Here is an 8766-nt window from a genome sequence, read left to right on the forward strand (position 1 = left end):
TCACCTGCAGCGTGACGGCTGGCCTGGCGCCGGGCGGCCAGGCGCAGGTCGTGCTGCGCGCCACCGTGGCGGCGGCGGGCGTGCTGCAAAACACCGTGCTGCCCAGCGGCCCGGACAACCCCGTGTGCGTCCAGGCTAGCGACTGCAGCACGAACACCACGGCCATCAAGCTGCTGGTGGACGTGACCACCACCTTGAACGGTTTCCCCGGCACCACCAATGCGGGCGACCAGGTCAACGGCATCGTGACGTTCAGCAATGTCGGACCCGGCACGGCCGAGAACGTGACGTACAGCCTGAAGCTGGCGCAGGGCCTGATGGGCGTGACCCTGAGCGGCGCGGCCGGCAGCTATGACGCCGTCAGCGGCATGCTGACGCTGCAGGGCCTGCCGTCCAGCCTGGCGGCCAACGAGGCGTACAGCTTCAGCCTGGCGTATATCCAGCCGGCCAGCAATGTCTCGACCATCGTCAGCATCATCGCCACCAGCTCGACGGAAGTGCAGTACGACTTGCCGAACACGGCCACGGTGACCATGCCCGGTCCCGTCATCCGCGTCAGCAAGACGGCCAATGTCGCCAACGCCAACGTGGGCGACAGCATCGTCTGGACCATCACGGCCGTCAACAGCGGCGGCGTGGCCAACCAGGGCATCGTGACCCTGGCCGACATCCTGCCGCCGAACCTGACGGTACTGGCCGTCAATGCGGACGCCGGCGTGACGTGTCCGCCCCTGGCCAGCTGGGTCGCCAACAGCGTGCAAAGCTGCAGTATTGCGGCAGGTCAATTGGCTGCCGGTACGGGCACGCGCAGCGTGCGCGTGACGGCCACGGGCACGGTGGAAGGCCGGCTGGCGAACCGCGTCATGCCGGGCGGGCCGGACAATCCCGCCTGCGCGCAGGCCAGCAGCTGCGAATCGGGCGTGGTCCTGACGGGCCCAAAAGTAGCCGTGAAGAAAATCGCCAATCGCGCGGCCGCCAATGTGGGCGACACGGTGGTGTGGACCATCACGGCCACCAACTCGGGCAGCGGCCCCACGCGGGCCGCCATGACCCTCGCCGATACCTTGCCGGCCGGCCTGGCGAACGTGGTGGTCACGCCCGTGCGCGCCACGTGCAGCCCCGTGGCCGGCAATCTGCTCACCTGCAGCGTGCCGGCCGGCCTGATCGGCAATGGCGGCGAAGCCACCGTGGAAGTGTCGGCCACCGTCACCCAGGCGGGCAGCGCGCGCAACAGCGTCGTGCCGTCCGGTCCCGATACGCCGCTGTGCCTGGCCCCGGCCGATTGCCAGACCAGCACCAACGTCACCAGCCCCAGCGTGATGGTCAAGAAGGTGGCGGACAAGGCCGCAGCCAGCATCGGCGACACCGTCAGCTGGACCATCAGCGCCACCAACAGCGGCAGCGGCGCCACGACGGCGGCCATCGTCCTGACCGATGAACTGGCGGCCAGCCTGACGGAGATCGCCGTCACGCCGGCGGCGCCCACCGTCTGCGCTCCCCTGGCGGCCAATAAACTGGTGTGCACGGTGCCGGCCGGCCTGGCGCCGAACGCCGTCGCTGCCGTCACCGTCAGCGCGAAAGTGGCGGCCAGCGGCACCCTGAGCAATACCATCGTGCCCACCGGCCCCGACCTGCCGCGCTGTGCGCAGGCGTCCGATTGCACGGCCGTCACGGAAGTGGCGAATCCGGCCATCGGCGCGGCGCTGGGCGTGGGCAAGGTGGCGCAGTTGTCCGCCAAGGTCTTCAACGTGCCGTACACGGTGGTGATCCGCAACGTGGGCAAGGGCACGGCATCGAACGTGCAGGCGCTCGACAGCCTGCGCGCTGCCTTCCCCGAACCCGTGGCGTGCCGCATCGTCACGCCGCCGGCCGCGCCGGCCATCGGCGGCAGCCGGCAGCTGGCCGTCAACCCGGGCTTCGCAGGCGGCTGCGGCGGTAGCGACCTGCGCCTGCTCAGCGGCGACGCGGCCCTGGCCGAAGGCGAACTGAGCGTCGTCACCTTCACCGTGCAGATCACCGTGGCCGACAGCAGCGCGCCCGTGTACAACAACAGCGTGTTTGCCAGCGCGCTGGGCGGCAATGTCGCCAATGGGGGCGGCAGCATCAGCGTGCCGCCCGCGCCCAGCGCCGGCGCCATCGCCGCCAACCCGGGCTACACGCCGCCGGCGGGCAGCCTCGTGTTTGACGCCTCCAACAATGGCGGCGCCTATGCGGGCGCCGTGGCGACGGCGGCGGAAGTGGCCGCGCTGGCGGAGAAGGTGGACCCCAACCATAACGGCAATGCGTCGGACACCGTGGGCGGCGTGCCGTTCACGGGCGAAGACACGCCCACGCCCGTGGTCCTGCTGCGCCAGGTGGTGGACGTCATCAAGGCCGTGTCGGCCCAGCAGCAAGTCGATGCCAGCAAATTCGAGATCAGCTACACGGTGCAGGCGGCCAACCGCTATCCGGCCGGCTACCCGACCTCGACCATGGTGCAGGTGGCGGAAAACCTGAAGGCCGTTTTCCCCACGGCCACCAGCGTCACCTTCAAGCCGGGCAGCCTGGCCGTCACGGCGCGGCCGGCCGGCGCCACGGCCTGCGTGGCGAACGGCGACTTCAACGGCATCACGGTGTTTGGCTTGCTGAACGGCAAGGGCGACTTGCTGCCGCAGGAAAGCTGCAACATCGTCTTCACGGTGCTGGTGGACTTCGGCAGCGTGGCAGCCATCCCCACCGTGCCGCAGCTGAACCAGGTATATGCCAGCACCCTGCTGGCCACGGACGGCGGCATGAATATCGGCCACAGCTACAGCGGTGGCGACGGCGGCAACACGCCCGTGGCGCCCGTCAGCGTGCTGGCCCTGGCCAGCTCGTCCGACACCCTGCAGCTGCCGGCCACGCCCGGCGCCACGCCGCCCAGCTTTACGCCCGTGGTGTTCAACACGAAGGACAAGCCGATGTTGTTGATCAGCAAGAGCGTCAACAAGACGCAGGCCGAGATCGGCGACAGCCTGCAGTACACGATCGAGGTGAAGAACACGGGCGTGGCGACGGCGTTCGGCGTCAGCGTGCTCGATAAACTGCCGGCCGGCTTCCGCTACATCGACGGCACCACCACGCGCAACAACGTGGTGCAGCCCGACCCCATCGGCAAGCCGGGTCCCCACCTGAGCTTCAGGCTGGAATCGCTGGCGCCGAACGCCAGCGCCAGCTTCCGCTACCGCCTGCGCGTGGGCGTGGGCGCCCTGCAGGGCGACGGCGTCAACCGCGCCCAGGCCAGCACCACGAGCGGGCCGCCGTCGAACGAGGCGCGCGTGAAGGTGAAGGTGACGGGCGGGGTGTTCACGACGGATGCCTGCCTCGCCGGCAAGGTATTTGTCGATTGCAACAACAACCACGTGCAGGACGAGGAGGAGCTGGGCATCCCCGGCGTGCGCCTGTACATGGAAGACGGCACCAACTTCACCACCGACGTGGAAGGCAAGTACAGCTATTGCGGCATCACGCCGAACAGCCACGTCATCAAGGTCGATGCCTCCACCTTGCCACGGGCCAGCCGCATGATGGAAGCGTCGAACCGCAACCTGGGCGATCCGCACAGCCTGTTCCTCGACACCAAGAACGGCGAGCTGCTGCGCGCCGACTTCATCGAGGGCTCGTGCTCGAACCCCGTACTCGAGCAGGTCAAGGCGCGCCGCGCCCAGGGCGAAGTGCGCAGCGTGGAAAGAGAGGGCAGGGCGGGACCGGGCCTGAGCTTCGGCAGCCAGCCCGCCGGCGCGCCGGCCCAGGCGACGGACAGCGCCAACCAGCCTGTCGTGGCGCCCCGCGTGCCAGCCCAGGCGCCAGCCGCGGGAGGCAGCCATGCGCAATAAACCTCTGTCCCGTCACCTGCCGCCCGCCACTGCCGTCAAAGAGAAACAGGCCATGAAGAAACATCCTCCCGCGCCACGGCGCATGGCCGCCGTGCTGGCGCTGCTGGTCTTCCCGCTGGCTGGCCAGGCGCAGCTGCCCCTGCCGGACAGCGCCGCCGGTCCCGGCGTCGTGGCGCCCGCCTTCTTCCCGGGCAAAGTGGGCGCCGCCGACTATGCCATCAACCGTGGCGTGGCGCGCATCGCAGTCGAGACGGACCGCAGCGACGTGCCGGCCGATGGCCAGAGTCCCGTCCAGGTGACGGTCAAGCTGTACGATGAGCAGGGCCAGCCCCTGGCGGGCACGGCGTTATTGACCGTCGAGGCCAGCGGCGGGCGCATCCTGCTGCCCGGCGCCCGCACCGATGAGCTGGGGCCGGAGCGGCGCGACGCCGACAAGGTCACGCCCGGCACGCAGCTGGCGGTGGAAAACGGCGTAGCGACCTTCAGCGTGCTGGCCCCGGCCACGCCGCAGGACGTGCTGCTGCGCGTGTCGGCCGGCAACGTGGCGGCCCAGGGCACGCTCAGCTTCCTGCCGGAACTGCGCGACATGCTGGCCGTCGGCTTGATCGACGGCATCATCAGCAAACGCAGCCTGTCGAGCAGCGACATTGCGCCGTCGCGCTTCAACGACGGCTTCGAGCGCGACATCGTGCGCTGGAGCCGGGCCTTCAACAACGGCAAGGCCAACGTGGCGGGCCGGGCGGCGATGTTTTTGAAAGGCACCATCCGCGGCGATGCCCTGCTGACGGCCGCCTACGACTCGGACAAGGATACGCGCGCGCGCCTCTTGCGCGATGTCAACCCGGAAGAGTTCTATCCCGTCTACGGCGACAGTTCCGTGCGCAATTTCGACGCCCGCTCCAGCGACCGTCTATATGTGCGCATCGACCAGCAGAAAAGCTATGTGCTGTACGGCGACTTTGCCACGGGCGACGGCTTCAGCCAGATGACGGGCGGCGGCGCCGTGGCCAGCTTGCAGCAGAGAAAACTGGGCCAGTACAACCGCACGGCGACGGGCGGACGGGGTCACTACGAACAGGACGGCATCGTCGCCAATGCCTTCGCCATCAACGACAGCCTGAAGCAGGTGGTGGAAGAGTACCGGGCGAATGGCACGTCGGGACCATTTGCCGTGCGCAACAACGACGCCATCGAAAACTCGGAAAAGATCGAGATCGTCGTGCGCGACAAGAACCAGAACGGCAATATCGTGCAGGTGACGCAGCTGCGTCGCTTCGAGGATTACAGCTTCGAACCGTTCAGCGGACGCATCCTGTTCAAGCAGGCGATTCCCGCGCTCACGCCGAACGGCGACCCGCAATCGATACGCATCAGTTATGAGGTAGATCAAGGCGGCGAGAAATTCTGGACCCTGGGCGTGGATGGGCAAGTGCAGCTAAGCAAGATGGTTTCGCTGGGCGGCGCGGCCGTGGAAGACAAGAACCCCCTGTCGCCATACAAGCTGCACAGCGTCAACGCGGGCTTGCGCCTGGGCGAACACGGCCTGCTGGTGATGGAGGTGGCGCGCACCACCTCCACCAGCTACAGCGCGGGCGGCAACATCTACACGACGCCGTCGGGCCAGGCGGGCGAGCTGCGCGATGAAGTGAGCGGCAACGCGGCGCGGGTCGAGCTGCAGCACAAGGACGACAGGCTGGACGCGAAAGCCTACTGGAGCCGCTCGGACCGCGATTTCAACAACACGGCGGCCGGCATCACGGGCGGCCGGGGCGAGGCGGGGCTGAAGGCGGGCTACAAGCTGACCCCGGCCGTCACCGTGTATGGCGAGGCCATCCGCAGCGACGAGCGCAGCACGGGTGCGCGGCGCGAGGCGGCCCGCCTGGGCGTGGCGTGGAACGCCAGCGAGCGCTGGCTGCTCGATGTGTCCGTCCAGCACATGAAGGAGTCGGGCGGCATGCCGTCCACGGCCGGCATCGCGCCGAATACCTCGCCGCTGGGCACGGGCTTGAATCCCACGGGCGGCTTCTTCGGCAACGGCACGGCCAACACGGCCATCGATCCCGTGACGGGCAGCAGCATCACCACGTTTGCGCCCGTCAACCCGGGCGTGGGCACGGGCACGACGGTGCCGCTGGACGCCACCACCGTGCGCCTGGGCGCCCAGTACAAGGCGACGGAACGCTGGACCCTGAACGGCGACGTGGAAAAAAGCATCGCCGACACGGACCAGCACCGCTACGGCCTGGGCGCGCAATACCAGCTCGCCGAACGCAGCCGCCTGTACGCGCGCTATGAAAACCAGACGGGTCTCGCTTCCGCGTATTCGCTCAATCCGGCCGACCGCAGCACCAGCTTTATCGCCGGCGCCGATACGGGTTACATGCCGGGCGGCACCGTGTTTGGCGAGTACCGCATGCGCGACGCCATCGATTACAGCCTGAGCAACCAGCGCGACCTGCAGCTGGCGTCCGGCCTGCGCAACACGTGGAACCTGGGCGAGGGCCTGGCGGCGAACACGCATGTCGAATACCTGAAAGTCATGAACGGCCAGCAGCAGCAAGCCGTGGCCGTGGCGGCCGGCCTCGATTATTCCGCCAATCCCCTGTGGCGCGGCTCCGTCAAGCTGGAATACCGGCGATTGTTCGACAGCGAGATCGCGCCGGGCAACCAGCGCCAGGACCAGTGGCTCAATACCCTCGCCTGGGCACGCAAGCTGAGCCGCGACTGGACCTTGCTCGCGCGCAATTACCTGCTGTACACGCGCAACAACGACGACGCCAGCGGCGCGCCGCTGGGCAATGTGCTGCAGGACCGGGCGCAACTGGGCTTTGCCTGGCGTCCCGTGGACGACAACCGTTACAACGGCCTGGCCCGCTACGAGTACAAGACGGTGCGCGACCAGTCGCAGATCGATGGCGACAATTACCGCGCGCACATCGTCTCCACCCACCTCGACTACCACCCCAGCCGTCCCTGGTGGTTCACGGGCAGGATCGCTGCCAAGCACAACAACGACAGGAACCTGCCTGCCGGACAAGAGAAATACACGGCGTGGCTGTTTTCCGGGCGCACCGTGTATGACGTCAGCAAGAACTGGGACATCGGCGTGCTGGCGGCCGTGATGGGTAGCCCGCAAGGGGGCAGCCGCCAGTGGGCCAACGGCGTGGAAGTGGGCTACCTGCTGGCGCAGAACCTGTGGCTGTCGGCCGGCCACAACTGGTCGGGCTTTTCCGACCGGGACCTGACGGGCGCCGACTACACGGCGCGCGGCCCCTACCTGCGCCTGCGCTTCAAGTTCGATGAAAACCTGTTCAAAGGCAAAGACGCCACCATCAACCGCACCCTGGCCCGGCCATGAAAACTACCATGACACCCAAAATGACACCGACGAAGAACCCGATGATGACACTGCTGCCGCTCGCCGGCCTGCTGGCCATGGGCCTGGCCCAGGCCGCCACAAGCACCTTGCCGGCGGCGCCGCTGGCCATGCCCGAGCTGCGCATCAGCGACCGCGCCGTTTCCGCCGACCAGCAAGCCTACCGGCTGCTGCAGGAGCGCATCAAAAAGCTCAACGATGGCGGCGTGCGCGTGGGCGATTACTACCTGTCGAAGGCGCAATGCTGGCTCGACGTGTCCTTCCACGAATACACGCGCAACGACCGCTCCGCCTTCCCCCTGCAAGCCTTGCAGGAATCGGCGAAGATCGTCGCCGCGCTGGAAGACGGCAGCGAGCCCAATCCCGGCGACGCCACGCCGCTGGTGAACGATGCGACGCGTTTGCGCGAGGACCTGTGGGACGGCTTCGGCAAGCTGCACGCCTCGCCCGGCTTTGCCTGCGCGGCGCAGAAAGTGGCCTGCGGCGAAGTGGAACTGGTGCATGCGGGCAATGAATACAGGCAGCAGGGCTGGCGCCACGCGAATCCCTACGTGCAGCTGGCCGAGGATGCGCAGGCAGCCGCCCAGTCCGCCGCCGCATCCTGCCCGGCCAAGCAGCCCAAGCCGGAACCGCAGCCGGAAATCCTGCCGCCGCGCATCGAGCATGAGCGCATCACCCTGGACATGGATGCCCTGTTCCATTTCGATAAGTCCGGCCCTGCCGACGTCTTGCCGCAGGGTCTGGAAAAGCTCCGCGACCTGGCGGCGCGCCTGAAGCAGGGTTACGTGCAGATCGATACCTTGTCCGTGACGGGCCATACGGACCGCCTGGGCACGGACCGCTACAACCAGGCCCTGTCCGAGCAGCGGGCATTGACGATCAAGCAATTGCTGCGCGAGCAAGGCATCGCCAATGTCATCAGCGCCTACGGCAAGGGCAAGGCCGACCCCGTCGTCGCCTGCGACAAGGTGGCGCCGCACGCGGCCCTGATCGCCTGCCTGCAGCCGAACCGCCGCGTGGAGATCGAGTTGACGGGTATCAAGCGTACTGTGAAGGAGGGCAGCGCACCTTAGCGCTACGTCATGGGGCGGTCATATGCCGCTGCTATGATGCTCTTGTTGGCACACAGCATGCATTGCGCACATCACTACGCTCCGGGAGCGATAGGATGCAGGCATGACTCAACAGCTTAGCCGGTGAGCTCAACCATCGGCACCAGACACGGTAATCTTGTTGTGATGGCAATCAAGGCAGGGCAGGGAAGGGGAAAAACGGAAGCAGGGCGGAAATGGGGCGGGGATTTAATGAAGTCCTAAGCCTGCCGCGGGGAAGGGCTGGCATAGTGGATACATGGCGCACGGAAAACCCCGGGCCCAAGGTTGCCGGACACCTCAATGACCGGCACGATTTCCGCTTGACCAGTATTTCCCAGTTTATCCCTGCGCTCTGAAACAGCGTTTCAACCGGCTGCCGCGACTAGCGAAGCCGGTTTTTTTTTGCCTGTTGATTTGTCAGGTCCCGGCGCCGCGGCGCCGG

General features: G+C 67.3%; 3 protein-coding genes. All 3 read left to right on the forward strand.

Annotation, left to right across the window (positions count from 1 at the left end):
- On the forward strand, positions 1-3854 hold a 3854-nt coding region (locus EBS11_RS27255), incomplete at its 5' end, for an SdrD B-like domain-containing protein (RefSeq protein ID WP_365956326.1).
- Entirely contained in the window at positions 3844-7212 is a 3369-nt protein-coding gene (locus EBS11_RS27260; protein ID WP_290608443.1) for a hypothetical protein, read from the forward strand. The genes EBS11_RS27255 and EBS11_RS27260, both read left to right, overlap by 11 nt.
- A gap of 8 nt (positions 7213-7220) precedes the next feature.
- Entirely contained in the window at positions 7221-8303 is a 1083-nt protein-coding gene (locus EBS11_RS27265; RefSeq protein WP_290608445.1) for an OmpA family protein, read from the forward strand.
- Positions 8304-8766: the final 463 nt, after the last annotated feature.

Origin of the sequence: Janthinobacterium sp., assembly GCF_009923995.1 — a bacterium.
In the GTDB taxonomy this organism is placed as follows: Bacteria; Pseudomonadota; Gammaproteobacteria; order Burkholderiales; family Burkholderiaceae_D; genus Janthinobacterium.